At 73.5% G+C, this 17,372-nt stretch carries 21 protein-coding genes; 14 read left to right on the forward strand and 7 right to left on the reverse strand.

The features are described 5' to 3' along the window. The first annotated feature begins 17 nt into the window (after positions 1-17). A complete protein-coding gene (locus AMK24_RS24595) occupies positions 18-560 on the forward strand; it encodes a PIN domain-containing protein (protein ID WP_073771049.1) in 543 nt (180 codons plus the stop codon). Positions 561-580: 20 nt separating this feature from the next. Here AMK24_RS24595 and AMK24_RS24600 read toward each other — a convergent pair whose 3' ends face one another. The 5 genes from AMK24_RS24600 to AMK24_RS24620 form a co-directional block, all read right to left on the reverse strand. Continuing rightward, complete coding sequence (locus AMK24_RS24600) at positions 581-2,050, reverse strand: HAMP domain-containing sensor histidine kinase (protein ID WP_079190627.1); 1,470 nt, start codon at positions 2,048-2,050, stop codon at positions 581-583. Beyond that, the gene (locus AMK24_RS24605) at positions 2,047-2,784 is read right to left on the reverse strand and encodes a response regulator transcription factor (RefSeq protein ID WP_073771050.1); all 738 of its coding nucleotides are present in this window, start codon (positions 2,782-2,784) and stop codon (positions 2,047-2,049) included. The genes AMK24_RS24600 and AMK24_RS24605 overlap by 4 nt, the downstream gene beginning before the upstream one ends. A 78-nt stretch (positions 2,785-2,862) precedes the next feature. After that, positions 2,863-3,945, reverse strand: coding sequence for a S1C family serine protease (locus AMK24_RS24610; protein WP_073771051.1), 1,083 nt, complete (start codon positions 3,943-3,945; stop codon positions 2,863-2,865). A 118-nt stretch (positions 3,946-4,063) separates the two neighbouring features. Then, the gene (locus AMK24_RS24615; RefSeq protein ID WP_073771052.1) at positions 4,064-5,107 is read right to left on the reverse strand and encodes a LacI family DNA-binding transcriptional regulator; all 1,044 of its coding nucleotides are present in this window, start codon (positions 5,105-5,107) and stop codon (positions 4,064-4,066) included. A gap of 24 nt (positions 5,108-5,131) precedes the next feature. Continuing rightward, positions 5,132-5,947: a response regulator transcription factor gene (locus AMK24_RS24620; RefSeq protein WP_073771053.1), complete on the reverse strand. Its 816-nt coding sequence runs from the start codon at positions 5,945-5,947 to the stop codon at positions 5,132-5,134. Between the two features lie 324 nt (positions 5,948-6,271). On the opposite strand from AMK24_RS24620, the gene AMK24_RS24625 reads away from it, so the two are divergent. From AMK24_RS24625 to AMK24_RS24655, 8 genes are all read left to right on the forward strand, one after another. Continuing rightward, positions 6,272-7,177, forward strand: coding sequence for an alpha/beta hydrolase (locus tag AMK24_RS24625; RefSeq protein WP_079190628.1), 906 nt, complete (start codon positions 6,272-6,274; stop codon positions 7,175-7,177). 58 nt (positions 7,178-7,235) lie between these two features. Next, a complete protein-coding gene (locus AMK24_RS24630) occupies positions 7,236-7,490 on the forward strand; it encodes a MoaD/ThiS family protein (RefSeq protein ID WP_073771055.1) in 255 nt (84 codons plus the stop codon). A gap of 10 nt (positions 7,491-7,500) precedes the next feature. Next, the gene (locus tag AMK24_RS24635) at positions 7,501-9,033 is read left to right on the forward strand and encodes a hypothetical protein (RefSeq protein WP_073771056.1); all 1,533 of its coding nucleotides are present in this window, start codon (positions 7,501-7,503) and stop codon (positions 9,031-9,033) included. A gap of 148 nt (positions 9,034-9,181) precedes the next feature. Then, entirely contained in the window at positions 9,182-9,871 is a 690-nt protein-coding gene (locus AMK24_RS24640; protein WP_073771057.1) for an LmeA family phospholipid-binding protein, read from the forward strand. A 293-nt stretch (positions 9,872-10,164) separates the two neighbouring features. Further along, positions 10,165-10,245, forward strand: a complete 81-nt coding sequence (locus AMK24_RS35475; RefSeq protein ID WP_350310325.1) for a putative leader peptide — start codon at positions 10,165-10,167, stop codon at positions 10,243-10,245. A 185-nt stretch (positions 10,246-10,430) separates the two neighbouring features. Next, positions 10,431-11,270, forward strand: coding sequence for a sulfurtransferase (locus AMK24_RS24645; RefSeq protein WP_073771058.1), 840 nt, complete (start codon positions 10,431-10,433; stop codon positions 11,268-11,270). 79 nt (positions 11,271-11,349) lie between these two features. Beyond that, positions 11,350-11,637, forward strand: a complete 288-nt coding sequence (locus AMK24_RS24650; RefSeq protein WP_003968135.1) for a DUF1416 domain-containing protein — start codon at positions 11,350-11,352, stop codon at positions 11,635-11,637. Positions 11,638-11,804: 167 nt separating this feature from the next. Beyond that, positions 11,805-12,062 (forward strand): DUF3099 domain-containing protein, encoded by a 258-nt coding sequence (locus AMK24_RS24655; RefSeq protein ID WP_073771059.1) that lies wholly within the window; start codon positions 11,805-11,807, stop codon positions 12,060-12,062. Positions 12,063-12,093: 31 nt separating this feature from the next. Here AMK24_RS24655 and AMK24_RS24660 read toward each other — a convergent pair whose 3' ends face one another. Further along, the gene (locus AMK24_RS24660) at positions 12,094-12,456 is read right to left on the reverse strand and encodes a DsrE family protein (RefSeq protein WP_030297192.1); all 363 of its coding nucleotides are present in this window, start codon (positions 12,454-12,456) and stop codon (positions 12,094-12,096) included. A gap of 384 nt (positions 12,457-12,840) precedes the next feature. On the opposite strand from AMK24_RS24660, the gene AMK24_RS24665 reads away from it, so the two are divergent. The 3 genes from AMK24_RS24665 to ygfZ all read left to right on the forward strand — a co-directional run bounded on the left by AMK24_RS24665 (position 12,841) and on the right by ygfZ (position 14,988). Beyond that, complete coding sequence (locus tag AMK24_RS24665; protein WP_073771060.1) at positions 12,841-13,413, forward strand: FABP family protein; 573 nt, start codon at positions 12,841-12,843, stop codon at positions 13,411-13,413. A gap of 99 nt (positions 13,414-13,512) precedes the next feature. Next, complete coding sequence (locus AMK24_RS24670) at positions 13,513-14,013, forward strand: Fur family transcriptional regulator (RefSeq protein ID WP_073771061.1); 501 nt, start codon at positions 13,513-13,515, stop codon at positions 14,011-14,013. A 9-nt stretch (positions 14,014-14,022) separates the two neighbouring features. Next, positions 14,023-14,988, forward strand: a complete 966-nt coding sequence (ygfZ, locus tag AMK24_RS24675; protein WP_073771062.1) for a CAF17-like 4Fe-4S cluster assembly/insertion protein YgfZ — start codon at positions 14,023-14,025, stop codon at positions 14,986-14,988. A gap of 16 nt (positions 14,989-15,004) precedes the next feature. Here ygfZ and dtd read toward each other — a convergent pair whose 3' ends face one another. Beyond that, positions 15,005-15,454 carry a D-aminoacyl-tRNA deacylase gene (gene dtd, locus AMK24_RS24680; protein WP_073771063.1) on the reverse strand — a complete coding sequence of 150 codons (450 nt, stop codon included), beginning with the start codon at positions 15,452-15,454 and terminating at the stop codon, positions 15,005-15,007. A gap of 115 nt (positions 15,455-15,569) precedes the next feature. On the opposite strand from dtd, the gene AMK24_RS24685 reads away from it, so the two are divergent. Continuing rightward, positions 15,570-16,223 carry an RsiG family protein gene (locus AMK24_RS24685; RefSeq protein ID WP_242435239.1) on the forward strand — a complete coding sequence of 218 codons (654 nt, stop codon included), beginning with the start codon at positions 15,570-15,572 and terminating at the stop codon, positions 16,221-16,223. A 50-nt stretch (positions 16,224-16,273) separates the two neighbouring features. After that, entirely contained in the window at positions 16,274-17,260 is a 987-nt protein-coding gene (locus AMK24_RS24690) for an asparaginase (protein ID WP_073771065.1), read from the forward strand. The last annotated feature ends 112 nt before the right edge of the window (positions 17,261-17,372 follow it).

The raw sequence follows: 17,372 nt of genomic DNA on the forward strand, positions 1-17,372 counted from the left end.
GAGCCAACTGGAGCCATGTGCAGCGCGTCGTCCTGGACACGTGTGTCCTGTACCCGAACTACCTCAGGGACACCCTTCTCCGCTTGGCGGAGGCGGAGCTGTACGAGCCGCTCTGGTCCGCCGGAATTCTTGACGAGCTGACCCGGAACATCGCTGAGCGGATCGGTGACCTCAAGGCCAAGAACCTCGTCGCCGCCATGGCGGGAGCATTTCCGGAGAGCACGGTGACGGGGTACGAGGCGCTCATATCCGTCATGACGAACGACCACAAGGACCGGCACGTTCTGGCGGCCGCGATCGGCGGTCACGCGCATGCCGTCGTCACGCTGAACCTCAAGGACTTTCCTGCGGCGTCGTCCGATCCGTACGGGATCGAAGTCCTGCACCCCGATGAATTCCTTCTCGACATGCTCGACCTCGCCCCCGCGGAGATGGTCACGGTCCTGCGTACGCAGGTGGCCGACTACCGGAACGAACCCCGCGACCTGCACGGCCTGCTCGACCGGATCAGTGCGGGCGGTGCCCCCCAGTTCGCCGCCGAATTCCGCCGCCGCCTCTGAGGGGCCCCCGCCCCGCCGCCTCACATCCCCGGCGGCGGGGTCGGCGCCCCCGGCAGCCTGATCGTCGCGGTGGTGCCCGGGCCGCCGTCCGGGGCCGGGAGCAGGGCGATCGTGCCGCCCGCCTGGTGCACCGTGCGGGCCACGATGGACAGGCCCAGGCCCGAGCCGGGGAGCTGACGGGCGGAGGGGGAGCGCCAGAAGCGTTCGAAGACGTGGGGGAGCTCCTCGGCGGGGATGCCGGGCCCCCGGTCCCGTACCGTCAGCTCGCCCCGGTGCAGCACCACGTCGATCGTGGCGCGCGGCGGGCTGAACTTCACCGCGTTGTCCAGGACGTTGACGATCGCCCGCTCCAGGGCCGCCGGCTCCGCCCGTACGTACCAGGGGGCCAGCTCCTCCGTGATCGTCAGCTCCGGGCCGCGCAGCCGGGCGCGGCGCAGGGCGGTGCGGGCGACCTCGTGCAGGGCCACCACCTGGAGCGGGCCCGGCTCCGCCGCGTCCGGGCGGGCCAGCTCCTGGAGGTCGCCGATCAGCGCGGCCAGCTCCGTCATCTGGGCCTTCACCGAGGCCATCAGCGCCTTGCGGTCCTCCGCGGGGATCTGGCGGCCCGTGTCGTCGCTGCGGGCCAGCAGCTCCACGTTCGTCCGCAGCGAGGTCAGCGGGGTGCGCAGCTCGTGGCCCGCGTCCGCGATCAGCTGCGCCTGCCGGTCGCGGGAGGAGGCGAGCCGGGCCGCCATCGAGTTGAAGGAGTGGGAGAGGCGGGCGATCTCGTCCTCCCCGTCCACCGGGATGCGCACGGTCAGGTCCTCGGTGCGCGCCACGTGCTCGACCGCCTCGGTGAGTTCGTCCACCGGCCGCAGCCCCGCCCGCGCCACCCACAGCCCGGCCGCGCCCGCGCCGATGACGCCGATGCCCCCGACGAGGACCAGCACCCAGGCGAGGGTGGACAGCGGTGCGTCGATCTCGCCGAGCGGGCGGGCCACCGAGACCGCGAGCTCGTCGTTGGCCCGGCCGGAGTCGACCACCGGCGGCAGCTTGCGGGTGTGGACCCGCATCTCCTTCCCGGCGGCGTTCTCCGTCGTGTGCAGGGTGTCGGCCCGCCGCCCCGCCGCCACCGCGACGTCGCTCGGCCGGGCCGGGACGGGCGTGGTGTTCGGGGCCGTGCAGTAGTCGCCGTTCGCCGCGACGATCTGCACGGTGTACTGGCCGGGGAACTCCTGCGCGGGCAGCTGCCCGCCGCTCAGGCACGAGGTCAGCAGGTCGCGCATCGCCGCGTCGTCCATCTTCGCGTTGCGCAGCGAGTCGTCGAGCTGGTCCTCCAACTGCTCCCGGGTCACGAACCAGCACGCCACCGCCACCGCGGCGACCGCCATCGCGACCGCGGTGGCCACCAGCAGCGCCAGCCGGGAACGCAGCGGCAGCGCCCGGAAGCGGCGGACGAAACGGTTCACGCCGGGTCCGGGCCCGCCCGCGGGGGGCCGCGCCGTGCTCACGCCTCGCCGCTCCCGTCCGTACGCAGCGCGTAGCCCACCCCGCGCACGGTGTGGACGAGGCGCGGCTCGCCGCCCGCCTCCGTCTTGCGGCGCAGGTACATCACGTACACGTCCAGGGAGTTGGAGCTGGGTTCGAAGTCGAAGCCCCACACGGCCTTGAGGATCTGCTCCCGGGTCAGCACCTGGCGGGGGTGCGACAGGAACATCTCCAGCAGGGTGAACTCGGTGCGGGTCAGCTCCACCCGCCGCTCGCCCCGGGTGACCTCGCGGGTCGCCAGGTCCATCCGCAGGTCGGCGAAGGAGAGCACGTCTTCGTCCGGGGCGTCCGCGCCCGCCGCCGACGCCGCGTAGGAGCTGCGGCGCAGCAGGGCCCGGATGCGGGCGAACAGCTCGTCCAGCTCGAACGGCTTGACCAGGTAGTCGTCCGCCCCCGCGTCAAGGCCGGTGACCCGGTCCCCGACGGTGTCGCGGGCGGTGAGCATCAGGATGGGGGTGGTCGAACCGGTGGCCCGGATGCGGCGGGCGGCGGTGAGGCCGTCCATGCGGGGCATCTGGATGTCCAGGACGATGAGGTCGGGGGCGTACGCCTCGGCCGTCGCCAGGGCGTCGTACCCGTCGACCGCGACCCGCGTCCCGTACCCCTCGAAGGCGAGGCTGCGCTGCAGCGCCTCGCGCACGGCGGGCTCGTCGTCGACGATCAGGATGCGGTGGGGACCGTCTTCGGCGGGGCTCATCGCTCTCTGTCCTCTTCTCGTCTCGGCCCGGTCTGCGGGGGCCCTACCAGCCTTGCACGGCCGGGCGCCCGTGCGGGATCAGGCGCCGTCGCCCGCGCGCAGGGCGTCCAGATCGGCCTTGAGCGTGTTCACCGGGATCGCGAAGCCGAGCCCCACGCTGCCCGCTGCGGAGCCGCTGCCGCCCGCCGACGAACTGGGGGAGTACATCGCGGAGTTGATCCCGATGATCTCACCGTCCATGTTGATCAGGGCCCCGCCGGAGTTGCCGGGGTTGAGCGAGGCGTCCGTCTGGAGCGCCTTGTACGTGGTGGTCTCCTCGCGGGTGTCGCCGTTGAACTGCTGCCCGCCGAACTCGAACGGCCACTGACCGCCGCCGCCCTGCCCGCTTCGGCCCTGGTCCTGGCCGGGGGCGCCGGAGCCGCCGGAGTCGTCCTTGGCGACCGTGACGTCCCGGTCGAGCGCGGAGACGATGCCGCTGGTGACGGTGCCGGTCAGCCCCTCGGGCGAGCCGATCGCCACGACCTGGTCACCGACCTCGACCCGCGAGGAGTCGCCGAGCGGGGCCGTCTTCAGACCGCTCGCGCCGCGCAGCTTGATGAGCGCGAGGTCCTTGTCGGGATCGGTGCCGACCACGTCGGCCGGGTAGGTCTTCCCGGTCGAGAGGGTGACCTGGATCTGCCGCGCGCCCGAGACGACGTGGTTGTTGGTGACGATCTCGCCGTCCCCGGTGATCACCACGCCCGAACCGGTGGACCGGCCGGCCGACGAGGCCGCGCCGATCTCCACGATCGCGGGCGAGACCGCTTCCGCGACGCCCGCGACGGTGCCCTTGCTGCTCTGCGAGACGGTGGTGCCCTTGACCACGCCGCCGGAGCCGGTGGCGGCGGCGTCCTGGCCGCCCAGGTTGCCGACGAGGGTCGCGGTGCCGCCGCCGATCACGCCCGCGGCGATCGCCACCGCCGCCAGCAGCGCCACCGGCCGCTTGGCCCTGCGCCGGTGGGCGGGAGCGTACGCGGGGGGAGGCGGGTACCCGCCGGCCGCACCGGCGTACGCGGCGCCGGGGTGCGCGGCGCCCTCGTGCGCCGCCCCGTAGGAGGAGGCGTACGGGGCCGGGGCCTGGTCCGTCGAGTGCGCGCCGTTCGGGCGAAGGTTCTCCGTCATGCCCACCAGGTTGCGCGGCGAAGATGAGAAGGGTCTGAGTACGTCCTGAGAAGCCCGGAAGAACCGCGTATGCCCGCGGTGAGGGCCGAGCCGGGCCGGACCCGCCGGGCCGGGCGGGTCAGGTCACCGGGGCCGGGGGCTCCCCGCAGCCGCAGGAGCGCCGGACCACCAGCGCGGAGGGGAACTGCTTCAGCCGCTCCCGCCGCGACCCGGCGACCCGCAGCGCGTCGTCCAGCACCAGGTCCACCGCCGCCCGCGCCATCGCCGGGCGGTCGGAGTGGACGGTGGTCAGCGGCGGGTCGGTGAGGCCCGCCTCCTTCACGTCGTCGAAGCCCGCCACCGCCAGCTCGCCCGGCACGTCGATCCGCAGCTCCCGGGCGGCCCGCAGGACGCCGAACGCCTGGTCGTCGGTGGCGCAGAAGATCGCCGGGGGCCGGTCCGGGCCGGACAGCAGGCCGAGCGCCACCTGGTAGGCGTCGTAACGGTTGTACGGGGCCTGGAAGAGCCGGCCCTCCGTGGAGCGGCCCGACTCGTGCATCGCCCGCCGCCACCCCTCGACGTGGTCGGCCACCGGGTCGCCGACCGCCGGGGTCTCCTCCGTACCGCCGAGGCAGGCCACGTACGGATGGCCGTGCTCCAGCAGGTGCCGGGTGGCGAGCTGGGCGCCGCCCACGTCGTCGGTGACGACGGCGACGTCGTCGATCGCCTCGGGGCGCTCGTGCAGCAGGACGACCCGGGCGTCCCACGCCTCGATCTCGGCGGCGGCACGCTCGCTGGGGCCCTGGCTGACCAGGATCAGCCCCGAGACCCGCATGCCGAGGAAGGCCCGCAGATAGTGGACCTCGCGCTCGTCGCGGTAGTCGGAGTTGCCGACGAGGACCATTTTCCCCCGCTCGGCGGCGGCCTGTTCGACCGCGTGCGCCATCTCCGCGAAGAACGGCTGCCGGGCGTCCGGCACGATCATGCCTATGAGGTCCGTGCGGCGCGAGGCCATGGCCTGGGCGACCCGGTCGGGCCGGTACCCCAGCTGCTTGATCGCGGCGAGCACCCGCTCGCGCGTGGCCGGGGCGACCGGCCGGGGTCCGTTGTTGATGACGTAGCTGACGACCGCGGTCGACGTCCCCGCCAGTCTCGCCACATCGTCCCGCGTCACCTTGGCCACGCGCCGCAGTCTACGCGGATGGACCTATCTCTTGGCAGTCTCCACCGGGGCTTCTTCCGCGGCCGTGGCCGGAGAGGACTGCTCCGGACGGGTGACGGGATCGGCCTGCTTCCGCCGCGCGGCCGCCCGCTCCCGGGCGTCCTCCGCCAGGCGCTCGGACTTCTCCGGCTTCTCCGGGGTGACGAAGCGGTAGCCGACGTTGCGCACGGTGCCGATCAGCGACTCGTGCTCGGGGCCGAGCTTGGCGCGCAGTCGCCGTACATGGACGTCGACCGTCCGCGTACCGCCGAAGTAGTCGTACCCCCAGACCTCCTGGAGGAGCTGGGCGCGGGTGAACACCCGGCCCGGGTGCTGGGCGAGGTATTTCAGCAGTTCGAATTCCTTGAAGGTCAGGTCCAGGACCCGGCCCTTGAGTTTCGCGCTGTAGGTCGCCTCGTCGACGGAGAGATCGCCGTTGCGGATCTCCATCGGGGAATCGTCGGAGGTGATCTGGCGGCGGCCCGTCGCCAGCCGCAGCCGCGCCTCGACCTCCGCCGGGCCCGCCGTGTCCAGCAGGACGTCGTCGACGCCCCACTCCGCGGTGACGGCCGCGAGGCCGCCCTCGGTGACCACGAGGATCAGCGGAGAGCCCGGACCCGTGGACCGCAGCAGCTGGCAGAGCGAGCGGACCTGGGGCAGGTCGCGGCGCCCGTCCACGAGGACCACGTCGGCGCCCGGGGTGTTCACGAGGGCCGGGCCCTCGGCGGGGGCGACCCGCACGCTGTGGAGCAGCAGTCCGAGGGCGGGGAGCACCTCCGTCGACGGCTGGAGTGCGTTCGTCAGAAGCAGCAGTGAACTCATCGCCGCCCACCTGCCCGGTTCGGTCGATCGTGTTGCACGGTTGGCTCGCCCATTACGTCGGTCCTCCTCGTTCCCTGCGAGAGGGGCACTCCCGGGCCGGGCCCGGGGGAGTATGCGGCACTGCTTCGTACGTCATGCGTTCTGCGTCACGGGTCCTGCGTCCAGCTTCGGGCATCCTGCGTCGAGCGTCCTGCGGCGGCACGGCGGGGTTCCGCGTCCCGGAACCGCTGAGCTTGTGGAAACGCCGCCGTAACACCGCCGGTAAAGCACAAAAGGATCCGGGGGCTGCATCGCCCGGATCCTCTTCGCAGCAGAATAACCCACATGAGTTCCGTGCCCGAGGGCCGATTCCGGCGTTCTTCTGTTCCCTTGCTCACGCCGCCCCCGCGCCGTGTGACGTTGCTGACGGACGACGGCGTACCGGTCGAGGCGGTGTACGAGCCGTGTACGGCGCCTCACGGGGGCCCGGGCGGGGAGACGGCCGGGGCTCCCGCGCCGGCCCCGGCGGAGACCACCGCGATCGTCGTCGCCCACGGCTTCACCGGGGCCGTCGACCGTCCCGCGGTACGCCGGGCCGTACGGGTGTTCGCCCGGCGTGCGGCGGTGGTGGCGTTCTCCTTCCGGGGCCACGGACGGTCCGGCGGGCGCTCCACGGTGGGCGACCGCGAGGTGCTGGACCTGGCGGCGGCGGTGGCCTGGGCGCGGGAGCTGGGACACCGGCGGGTGGTGACGGTCGGGTTCTCGATGGGCGGCTCGGTGGTGCTCCGGCACGGCGCCCTGTACGGCGCGGCGTACCCGGGCGGCGGGACGGACGCCGGTGCGGGTGCGGGGGCGCGTGCGGACGCGGTGGTCTCCGTCAGCGCCCCGGCCCGTTGGTACTACCGGGGGACGGCCCCGATGCGCCGGCTGCACTGGGTGGTCACCCGCCCCTCGGGCCGCTTCGTCGGGCGGTACGGATTCCGGACCCGGATCGCCACCGCGGACTGGGATCCCGTCCCGCTCTCCCCGGTCGCCGCGGTCCCGCGCATCGCCCCGGCCCCGCTGCTCCTCGTCCACGGCGACCGGGATCCGTACTTCCCGGTGGACCACCCGAGGATGCTGGTGGAGGCGGCCGGCCCGGGCGGCGCGGAGCTGTGGCTGGAGCGGGGGATGGGGCACGCGGAGAACGCGGCGGACGACGCCCTGCTGGCCCGCATCGCCGCATGGGCGACGGCCGCGCCGCCCGCGTGACCCATCATGGAGAACCGACGCACGAGGCGTCCGATCAACCGACCGAAGGAGTGGCGCCATGGCAGCGGGCACGATCCGCTACTGGGCTGCGGCCAAGGCAGCCGCGGGCACCGCGGAGGAACCGTACGCGGCGGCGACCCTCGCCGAGGCGCTCGACGCGGTGCGCGCACGGCACCCCGGCGAGCTGAGCCAGGTGCTCCGGCGGTGCTCGTTCCTCATCGACGGGGACCCCGTGGGGTCCCGTGGGCATGAGACCGTACGCCTTGCCGAGGGCGGCACGGTCGAGGTGCTCCCGCCGTTCGCAGGAGGGTGAACCGCAGGCCATGAGCAGCAACGATCAGCAGTACCCGTATCCGTACGACCCCGAGCGGCAGCCGTACGGGGCCGAGCGGCGGCCCGCGCCGCAGCACTGGCCGGACGGGACGGCCGGAGGGCCCGTGGCCCACGGGGAGCCGGACGCCTTCGACCAGGGTGCGACGCAGACGTGGCAGGCGCCGACCTGGGACACCCAGTACCAGCCGACGATCCGCCGCGACGGCGGCCTGCCCGGGGGACCGGACCACGGGGGACCGGAGCGGGCTGAGGGGTACGGGACGGCGCAGCCCGGTCCGTACGGAATGCCGGAGTCCGGTCCGTACGCGCCGCCGCGGCCCGGCCCGCAGGCGACGCCGGAGCCGCACCTCCCGTACCAGGAGCAGCACCAGCACCAGTACCAGGAACCGCAGGCGTACCGGCCCCAGCAGCCCTACCAGGAGGAGCCGCAGGAGCGGCAGCAGTACCTTCCGCACCAGGAGCCGCAGGCGTACCAGTCCCCGGAACAGCAGCACTACCACCAGGGGCAGCAGCCCCCGCACCACCAGGGGCAGCAGCCCCCGCCGTACCAGGAGCCCCAGTACCACCAGCAGCCGTACCCGGCGCCGGTGGGCACGGGCTCCCTGCCGTTGCCGCCCGAGGTCCCGGTCGCGCCGGCCGCACCCGCCGCGCCCGTGGCCCCTGTCCCGCCGGTCGCGTCCGCCCCCGCTCCCGAGGGCGCCGCCGCGCAGCCCGGGGCCGCCGACGGCACGGGGTACGGCGCGCCCACGACGCTGGGCAACGCCCGGCTCACCGACGCCCAGCGGGCCCGCGCCGAGGGGCGCTCGCCGATCATCGCGCCGGGGATGCAACCCGCCGCGATCACCGCCGTCCTCGGCCTGCTGCTCGCGGGGGGCGCGGCGCTCGGGACGTACGCCCTGCTCGTCCCCGTGGTGCTGCTCCAGGCGGTGACGGCCGCCGGATGGTTCCGGCTCAACGGCATGTGGCCCGCGCGCCAGGGCATCGCGCTCGCCTTCGCCGGAGGGCTGGCCGCCGACGTCGTCCTGCTCGTGGCGGGCCGGGAGCACGGCCCCGCCGCGCTGCTGGGCACCCTGGGCGTCTGGGTGCTGCTCACCGTGGTCCTCCAGCTCCGCAGCCACGCGGGGGCCGACGAGCGGATGTACGGCCTGATGGCGACGGTCGTCTCCGCGTCCCTCGCGGTGCTCGCCGGGGGGCACCTCGCGGCGGCCCCGGACGCGGTGGTGGCCGGCGGGGCGGCCGTCGCGGCCGCCGTCCTCGTCCGCGCGCTCCCGCTGCCCGTCGCGGCCTCCGTCGCGGCGGCCCTCCTCGCGGGCGCGGGCGCCGGCCTCGCGGTGGGCGGGCTGACCGACTTCGGCGCGAAGGGCGCGCTGCTCGGCCTGGCGGCCGGCGGGTGCGCGGTCATCGGGCTGCGGGTGGCGAGCTACGACTACCCGTCCCGGTTCGTGCACATGACGGCGGGCGTCGCGCTGCCGCTGACCCTGGCGGCCCCGGCCGTCTACCTGCTCGGCCGCATGCTCCTCTGACCTCCGCGGGAGGGGGAACGGCCGCCGACGGCCCCTCGGGAACCACCGGGGGGCCGTCGCGCGTCGATCACCCGGGGCGTCCACTCCAGCCGCAGTAGGCTTCACGGTCGCCGGGGGACCGACGGCTCAGGGTGGGGAGACGACACACATGCGCGCACTGCGAATACTGCTGGTCCTGGTGGTGGTGCTCGGCGGCCTCTTTCTCGCCGTGGACCGCGCGGCGGTCTACTTCGCCGAGTCCGAGGCCGAGGACCGGGTCACGATGAGCGCGGACGGCGCGGCGTCCACGGAGATCTCGATCAAGGGCTTCCCCTTCCTCACCCAGCTCGCCGCATCGCGGCTCGACCGGGTCGACCTCGACCTCACGGGGTTGAAGACCAGCGCCGGGGGCCGCACGGTACGGGTCAGCGAGGTCCGGGCCCGGCTTCACGACGTGAAGCTCGGCTCCGGCTACCGCACCGCCACGGCCGCCCGCGCCACCGGCACCGCACTCGTCACCTACGAGGACCTGACGGCGGCGGCGAGCGACGGTGTCGTCGTGGAGTACGGCGGCCAGGGGAAGGCGAAGGTCACCGGGACGGTCGAGATCCTCGGCCGGCCGATCTCGCGCAGCGTGCTGTCCACCGTGACCCGCGCCGACGGCCACACGGTCGAGGTGCGCGCGGACAAGGTGCCGGGCCAGGGCATTCCCGGCGTCGAGGAGCTGGTCCGCAAGAAGACCGACTTCGAGGGCGACGTCGACGGGCTGCCCGAGGGCCTGGAGCTCCGGGAGGTCAAGGTGACCGGGAAGGGCCTGGAGATCTCGCTGGCCGGCTCGAACGTCTCGCTGACCGGCTGACCGGCTGACCGGCTGACCGGCTGACCCGGTGCCGGCCTGACGCCGGCTCGGCGCCGAGCCGCTTTCGCGCCGCCTTCCTCCGCGGCGCCGGCCCCGGAGGAGCGCGAGGGCTGCCGTCGATCCGGATGATGAGACGCGGGTGTCCGCTCCGCAGATGGCGGGAAGGGCTCCCGGAGTCCGGCACCGGCCGGGAGCCTTCCGTACCCCGCCTCCGTCTCGTATCGCGGATGATCGTGTCTCATCATTCGACACGACGGTGACATCTCCGCCCGTACCTCCCTACGATCGGACGCATGAAGCGACAGGCGGATCTCACGAAGCGGCGGGCAGTAGACCTGTGCCGCGTCGCCGCCATGCTCTGTCGCACGTTCTGAGCGGGACGCTCGCACCGCCGCAGCCGTCCCGTTCTCCCCGGCCCTCCGACCGTCGCTCCCGACCGTCCCCCGGGCCGGCCCCGTGCCCCGTACGCGCCGCGTTCCGTGCCCCCGCGCGTACACCCGCACCCCGCAACTCCGCATCGCGCACCACCCCGCCGCAGACTGCCCCGGAGGAGAACAGCATGAGCCGCAGCGACGTCCTGGTAGACGCCGACTGGGTCGAGGCCCACCTCGACGACCCGCAGGTCGCCATCGTCGAGGTGGACGAGGACACCTCGGCGTACGAGAAGAACCACATCAAGAACGCGATCCGGATCGACTGGACGAAGGACCTCCAGGACCCGGTCCGCCGGGACTTCGTCGACCAGGCCGGTTTCGAGAAGCTGCTCAGCGAGAAGGGCATCGGCAACGACACGCTGGTCGTCCTCTACGGCGGCAACAACAACTGGTTCGCCTCCTACGCCTACTGGTACTTCAAGCTGTACGGCCACGAGAACGTCAAGCTCCTCGACGGCGGACGGAAGAAGTGGGAGCTGGACTCCCGCGACCTGACCGACGCCGTCCCCACGCGCCCGGCCACCCAGTACAAGGCCAAGCCGCAGGACGAGTCGATCCGCGCCTACCGCGACGACGTCGTCAAGGCCATCGGCAACCAGAACCTGGTCGACGTGCGCTCGCCCGACGAGTTCAGCGGCAAGCTGCTCGCCCCGGCCCACCTCCCGCAGGAGCAGTCGCAGCGCCCCGGCCACGTGCCGAGCGCCCGCAACATCCCGTGGTCGAAGAACGCCAACGACGACGGCACCTTCAAGTCCGACGACGAGCTGAAGGCCCTGTACGAGGCCGAGCAGGTCGACCTGTCGAAGGACACCATCGCCTACTGCCGCATCGGCGAGCGGTCCGCGCTCACCTGGTTCGTGCTCCACGAGCTGCTGGGCCAGGAGAACGTCAAGAACTACGACGGCTCCTGGACCGAGTACGGATCCCTCGTCGGCGTGCCGATCGAGCTCGGCCCCGCCAAGTAGCCCGGCCCGCCCCGGCGGGCGGGACGGCCCGCCCGGCGACCCGTCCGACCAGCACCGCTTCGACCTGAAGGACAGAACCATGTGTGGAGCACAGGCCGGTGGCCCCGACGCTTCGACGATCAAGCCCGGTGAGACCACCATCCAGGGCAGCGTGACCCGCGACGGCGAGCCCGTCACCGGCTACGTGCGCCTCCTGGACTCGACCGGCGAGTTCACCGCCGAGGTCCCCACCTCCGCGACCGGTCAGTTCCGGTTCTACGCCGCCGAGGGCACCTGGACGCTCCGCGCCCTGGTGCCGGGCGGCAGCGCCGACCGCACGGTCGTCGCGCAGACCGGCGGACTCTCCGAGGTCGCCATCGCCGTCTGAGCCGCGGCACGCGCCGTCCCGGACGGCGCCCGGACCGGCCGAAGGGCCGCACCCCAGGGGGTTGGACGCCACCTGACGCGGGGTGCGGCCCTTCGCGCCGCCCGGACCCTCCCCCGGGCGGCGCCCGGGGCTCGACCCCTCCGGCGCCGGAGTCCTACCCTGGAGACATGTACGCCCGGCGCAGGCGGAACTACCTCCTGACCATGGGCGGATGCATCGTCCTCTTCGTGTCCGCCTGGGCCGTCGTGCGCCTGTGGTCCATGCCCGTCGCCGTCGGCATGTGCGTGGTCGCCATGGTCATCCCCCCGGTCGCCGCGGTGGCGGCCAACCGGCGCGGCCCGGAAGACCGTTGGTGGGACGACCCCACCGGGGACCCGACGTCCGACGAGTGGTGGGACGAGCTGGACGGCAAGAAGCGCCGCTGACGTACGGGCGCGGAAGCCGGCCCGGGGCGGATCAGTAGACGAGCGCCTGGGCGTCGTCCGCCATGGCCTCCTGCACGAAGACCTGCGCCCCCGCGATGCGTACGCCCTCCAGCACGTCCTTCTCCGTGATGTCGCGCCGCGCCGCGCACTGGGTGCACAGGGTGACCCGGCCGCCCGCCAGGAGCGAGTCCAGCAGGTCGGGCAGCGGGGCGGCGTGCGGGAGCTCGAACTCGGCGGCCCGGCCCGGCAGCGCGAACCACGACGACTCCCCGGTCAGCCAGAGCGAGACCTCGACCCCGCTGGCGACGCCCACGGCCGCCACCGTGAACGCCTGCGAGCAGCGTTCGGCGGCCTCGGGCCCGGCAGTCACCTTGATCACAAGCTTCTTCGCCATGGACCGAACTGTAATCGGCCGCGCGGCGGCGTCCCCCGGCGGCGGGGCTCCCCGGGCGCCCGGAGGGGGCGGCCCGCCCCGCCGCTTCCCCCGGGGAGCCCCGCCGCCGGGCGGTCCGCGGCCCCGGTCCGAGACGCCACCTGGACGAGAAGGCCGGGCCCCCACCCATTAGGCTGGGGTCCGGCCCTGTCACCGCCGCCACCCGCTCGTCACGAGGAGCCCCCTGTGCTTGAGGCATTCTTCACCGCCCTGCTGGTCCTGGTCTGCGTGGGCGTCACCGCCTTCGCCGCCATCACCGTGAAGAAGCTGTACCAGGGCCAGCGCTGACCTCCGCCGCCCCGGCCCCCCACCCCCTCGTACCCTCACAGATCGCCTGAGCAGCTCATGATCGAGATTCCGTCAGACCTCCACCCGGACCTCGTCCCGCTGGCCTTCCTCCTCGGCAACTGGGCGGGCGCGGGCGTGTCCGACTTCCCCGGCGCCGAGAAGTGCAACTTCGGCCAGGAAGTCACCTTCAGCCACGACGGCCGGGACTTCCTGGAGTACGCCTCCCACACCTGGGTCCTGGACGACGAGGGCAACCAGGTCCGACCGCTGGAGACCGAGACCGGTTACTGGCGCGTCGACAAGGACCGCAAGGTCGAGGTCGTCATGGCCCGCGACCAGGGCGTCATCGAGATCTGGTACGGCGAGCTGGCCGACCAGAAGCCGCAGATCGACCTGGTCACCGACGCGGTGGCCCGCACGGCGGCCTCCGGCCCGTACAGCGGTGGCAAGCGGCTCTACGGGTACGTCAACAGCGACCTCATGTGGGTCGGCGAGAAGGCCACCCCCGAGGTCGAGCTGCGCCCGTACATGTCCGCGCACCTGAAGAAGGTCGTCACCCCCGAGGAGGTCGCCGAGATGGCGCGGAACCTCGAGGACATGCCCGACGACGGCATCGCCTTCTTCAAGTAGACCCGGCCCTCCGCCTTGCGGTCGCACGCACCGGACGCCGCCGGGCCCGCCCTCCGGGCGGACGGCGCCACTTCCGCAACACGCCCCTAGACTGGGCGTGTGGTGACCACCGACTGGAAGACCGACCTCCGCCGGCGCGGCTACCGGCTGACGCCCCAGCGGCAGCTCGTCCTGGAGGCGGTCGACGCCCTGGAGCACGCGACCCCGGACGACATCCTCTGCGAGGTGCGCAGGACCGCCTCCGGCGTGAACATCTCCACGGTGTACCGGACCCTGGAGCTGCTGGAGGAGCTCGGACTGGTCAGCCACGCCCATCTCGGCCACGGCGCGCCCACCTACCACCTGGCCGACCGGCACCACCACATCCATCTGGTCTGCCGGGACTGCCAGGAGGTCATCGAGGCCGACCTCTCCGTCGTCGCCGACTTCACCGAGAAGCTGCGCGCCGACTTCGGCTTCGACACCGACATGAAGCACTTCGCGATCTTCGGCCGCTGCGCGGAGTGCGCGGCGGCCCGGACGGCGGCGCGGAACGCTCCCGGCACGGCGGCGGAGACGGCCCCGCACACGGCCGCGAAGGACGCCCCCGCCAAGTCGTAGGCTGGGCGCATGAAGAGCCCCCTGCTGTCCCTGCCCGGCGCCGTCCCCGCCGAAGGCCGCGACGAAGGTGTCGCCGCGCACTACGGCGACCTGTTCCGCGAGCAACGCGCCCTCGCCGACGGCAACGGCTTCGTCGACCTCTCCCACCGGGGCGTCGTCACCGTCACCGGCGAGGACCGGCTGAGCTGGCTGCACCTGCTGCTCACCCAGCACGTCAGCGACCTCGCCCCGCACCGGGCCACCGAGTCCCTGATCCTCTCCGCCAACGGGCACATCGAGCACGCGATGTACCTGGTGGACGACGGCACGACGGTGTGGATGCACGTCGAACCGGACAGCCAGGAGGCTCTGATCGCCTACCTGGAGTCGATGAAGTTCTTCTACCGGGTCGAGGTCGCCGACCGCACCGCGGACATCGCCCTCGTGCACCTTCCGGCCGGCTCCATCGCGGAGGCCCCGGACGGGACGACCGTACGGGAGACCCCGGAGGGCCGGGACCTGTTCCTGCCCCGCGCCGGCCTGGAGGAGTTCGCCGCCGCCCACGGGCCCGCCGCCGGAATCCTGGCGTACGAGGCGCTGCGCGTCGAGGGCCGCCGGCCGCGCGTCGGCTTCGAGACCGACCACCGCACCATCCCGCACGAGCTGGGCTGGATCGGCACCGCCGTCCACCTCCAGAAGGGCTGCTACCGGGGCCAGGAGACCGTCGCCCGCGTCCACAACCTGGGGAAGCCGCCGCGGCGGCTCGTCTTCCTGCACCTGGACGGCAGCGAGGTGCACCTGCCCGGCCACGGCACCCCGGTGCGGCTGGCCGCGGACGGCGAGGAGGGCCGCCAGCTCGGCTTCGTGACCACCTCGGCGCGCCACCACGAGCTGGGCCCGATCGCCCTGGCCCTGGTCAAGAGGAACGTCCCCGTGGACGCGGAACTGCTCGCCGGGGACACGGCCGCCGCCCAGGAGACGGTCGTCGAGCCGTAGACGGTCCGGGCGCGCCCTACACCTCGACGATCACCGTGAACGGGCCGTGGTTCGTGAGCGAGACCCGCATGTCCGCTCCGAACCGGCCCGTCTCCACCCGCGCCCCCAGCGCCCGCAACCGCGCCACCACCTCGTCCACCAGCGGCTCGGCGACCTCGCCCGGCGCCGCCGCGTTCCAGGTGGGGCGGCGGCCCTTGCGGGCGTCCCCGTAGAGAGTGAACTGAGAAATCACCAGAAGGGGGGCGTTCACATCCGAACAGGACTTCTCGCCCTCCAGGATGCGCAGCGACCAGAGCTTGTGCGCCAGCCGCGCCGCCTTCTCCGGGGTGTCGTCATGGGTCACCCCGACCAGTACACACAGGCCCTCGCCGACGATCTCCCCCACGATTCCGGGTCCCGACGGGTCGTCCGCCGTACCGCCCACGGAGACGCTCGCCCCATCCACTCTCTGTACCACTGCGCGCATACAGACCAACCTATCTTGGGCTGAACGGGTACAAGACGTCAGCAGAGGCACGGTGATGGGTGGCACGATGCACGATGTCGGTGTGCCGACGCACCGGTCGAGGGGACGGAACAGCATGAGTACCTATGGAACCGGACAATCTCCCGGTGCCGTACCGGGGGCCCGTACCAGCACCAGCACCCTGCGGTCACCCGTACAGCGCAGCGTGCCGGGGCAGGTTCCCGTACGGCCGCCCGCGAAGCCCGCAACCGCCACCGTGCCCGGGCAGGCCGGCGGCGACGCGGGCTTCGGCGGACTGCGGCTGCCGGATCTGCGGACGCTGCGCCGGGACGCCCAGCGCGACGAGGCCGACCTCAGCTACGTACGCCGGCTGGTGCAGGGCCGGATCGACATCCTGCGCGCCGAACTGGCCCGCCGCCGGAACCCGCGGACCCCGGTGGAGGACGCGGCGGTGGTGAGGCGGCTCTCGGAGATCCTGACCGACGCCCCGTCCCGGCACCGCACCTCCGCCCGGCACGTCACCCTGACGACGCCGCGCGGCGACGAGTTCCGGCGGCTCGCCGCCGAGACCCTGGCCGAGGTCGAACTGTCCGACCTGGACGCCCGGACGGACGAGGAGCTGCGCACGGCGATGGGCCGCCTCGTCCGCTACGAGCAGCAGGTCTCCCGCCGCCGTCACGAACTCCAGCGCACCGCCGACGATTGCGGTGCGGAGATCGCCCGCAGGTACCGTGACGGGGAAGCACAAGTAGACGACCTGCTCGCCTGAAGCGATCCTTCCGGGCGCGGGTCGGGCACCCCCGTCCCCGGAAGGCCACCATGACGTCCACCGACGCCCCGCCCGCCATACCGACCACCCCGCCTCCGGCCCCGCCCGTCCTGGCGGAGGTCGTGCGCTCCGGCTTCACGGAGGGGCGCCACCGGGGTTCGCTGGTCCTGCTGGCCGCCGACGGCAGCGTGGAGCGGGCGATCGGGGATCCGGCCGCGCCGGTCTTCCCCCGCTCCTCCAACAAGCCGATGCAGGCCGCCGCGATCCTGCGGGCCGGTCTCGACCTGTCGGGCCGGCGGCTGGCGCTGGCCGCCGCGAGCCATTCCGGGGAGCCCTTCCACCTCGACCTCGCGCGCACGATGCTCACCGAGCACGGACTGAGCACCGCCGACCTGCAGACCCCGCCGGACCTGCCGCTGGACCCGGTGGAGGCGGAGAGCTACCTCGCGGGCGGGCACGTACGCGAGCGGATCACGATGAACTGCTCCGGCAAGCACGCCGCCATGCTCGCCGCCTGCCTCCACAACGGCTGGGACACCGCCACCTACCTCGACCCCGGCCACCCGCTCCAGCGGCTCGTCGGCGAGGTCGTCGCGCAGGCGGCCGGCGAGCCCGTCGCCGCGCTCGGCACGGACGGCTGCGGGGCCCCGCTGATGGCGATCGGGCTGACCGGCCTCGCCCGCGCCTTCCGGTCCTTCGTCCTGGCCGAGCCGGGAAGCGCCGAGCGCCGGGTCGCGGACGCGATGCGCGCCCACCCGGAGTACGTCGCGGGCACCCGGCGGCCGGACACCTGGCTGATGCGCGAGGTGCCGGGGGCCCTGTCCAAGATGGGCGCCGAGGCGGTCCAGGCGGTGGCCCTGGCGGACGGCCGGGCCCTCGCCTTCAAGATCGACGACGGGTCGGCCCGCGCGCTCGGCCCGGTGCTCGCCCGCGCCCTGGAACTGCTGGGCGTCGACGCCCCGGTGGTCGCCCGGATCGGCCGCTCGCCGCTGCTCGGCGGAGCCGCCGAGGTCGGGGAAATTCGCGCGACATTCTGAGCGGCCCCTGCCCAAGGACTGTCCCGCAATTCCCGGCGGGCGCGCGACGACAGCTACGGCACCTCGCCGCGTTGCCGGAACATCCCCGTACATCCCGTATGCGGATGCCCCT

Source organism: Streptomyces sp. CB02366, assembly GCF_001905905.1.
GTDB lineage: Bacteria > Actinomycetota > Actinomycetes > Streptomycetales > Streptomycetaceae > Streptomyces.

Bases quoted from the DNA above. Each gene is read 5' to 3' on its own strand.
- AMK24_RS24620 (WP_073771053.1), bottom strand. From the start codon at position 5,947: ATGAGTTCACTGCTGCTTCTGACGAACGCACTCCAGCCGTCGACGGAG.
- AMK24_RS24640 (WP_073771057.1), top strand. From the start codon at position 9,182: ATGCGCGCACTGCGAATACTGCTGGTCCTGGTGGTGGTGCTCGGCGGC.
- AMK24_RS24610 (WP_073771051.1), bottom strand. From the start codon at position 3,945: ATGACGGAGAACCTTCGCCCGAACGGCGCGCACTCGACGGACCAGGCC.
- AMK24_RS24630 (WP_073771055.1), top strand. From the start codon at position 7,236: ATGGCAGCGGGCACGATCCGCTACTGGGCTGCGGCCAAGGCAGCCGCG.
- AMK24_RS24645 (WP_073771058.1), top strand. From the start codon at position 10,431: ATGAGCCGCAGCGACGTCCTGGTAGACGCCGACTGGGTCGAGGCCCAC.
- AMK24_RS24635 (WP_073771056.1), top strand. From the start codon at position 7,501: ATGAGCAGCAACGATCAGCAGTACCCGTATCCGTACGACCCCGAGCGG.
- ygfZ (WP_073771062.1), top strand. From the start codon at position 14,023: ATGAAGAGCCCCCTGCTGTCCCTGCCCGGCGCCGTCCCCGCCGAAGGC.
- dtd (WP_073771063.1), bottom strand. From the start codon at position 15,454: ATGCGCGCAGTGGTACAGAGAGTGGATGGGGCGAGCGTCTCCGTGGGC.
- AMK24_RS24660 (WP_030297192.1), bottom strand. From the start codon at position 12,456: ATGGCGAAGAAGCTTGTGATCAAGGTGACTGCCGGGCCCGAGGCCGCC.
- AMK24_RS35475 (WP_350310325.1), top strand. From the start codon at position 10,165: ATGAAGCGACAGGCGGATCTCACGAAGCGGCGGGCAGTAGACCTGTGC.
- AMK24_RS24650 (WP_003968135.1), top strand. From the start codon at position 11,350: ATGTGTGGAGCACAGGCCGGTGGCCCCGACGCTTCGACGATCAAGCCC.
- AMK24_RS24625 (WP_079190628.1), top strand. From the start codon at position 6,272: ATGAGTTCCGTGCCCGAGGGCCGATTCCGGCGTTCTTCTGTTCCCTTG.
- AMK24_RS24655 (WP_073771059.1), top strand. From the start codon at position 11,805: ATGTACGCCCGGCGCAGGCGGAACTACCTCCTGACCATGGGCGGATGC.
- AMK24_RS24685 (WP_242435239.1), top strand. From the start codon at position 15,570: ATGAGTACCTATGGAACCGGACAATCTCCCGGTGCCGTACCGGGGGCC.
- AMK24_RS24690 (WP_073771065.1), top strand. From the start codon at position 16,274: ATGACGTCCACCGACGCCCCGCCCGCCATACCGACCACCCCGCCTCCG.
- AMK24_RS24605 (WP_073771050.1), bottom strand. From the start codon at position 2,784: ATGAGCCCCGCCGAAGACGGTCCCCACCGCATCCTGATCGTCGACGAC.
- AMK24_RS24665 (WP_073771060.1), top strand. From the start codon at position 12,841: ATGATCGAGATTCCGTCAGACCTCCACCCGGACCTCGTCCCGCTGGCC.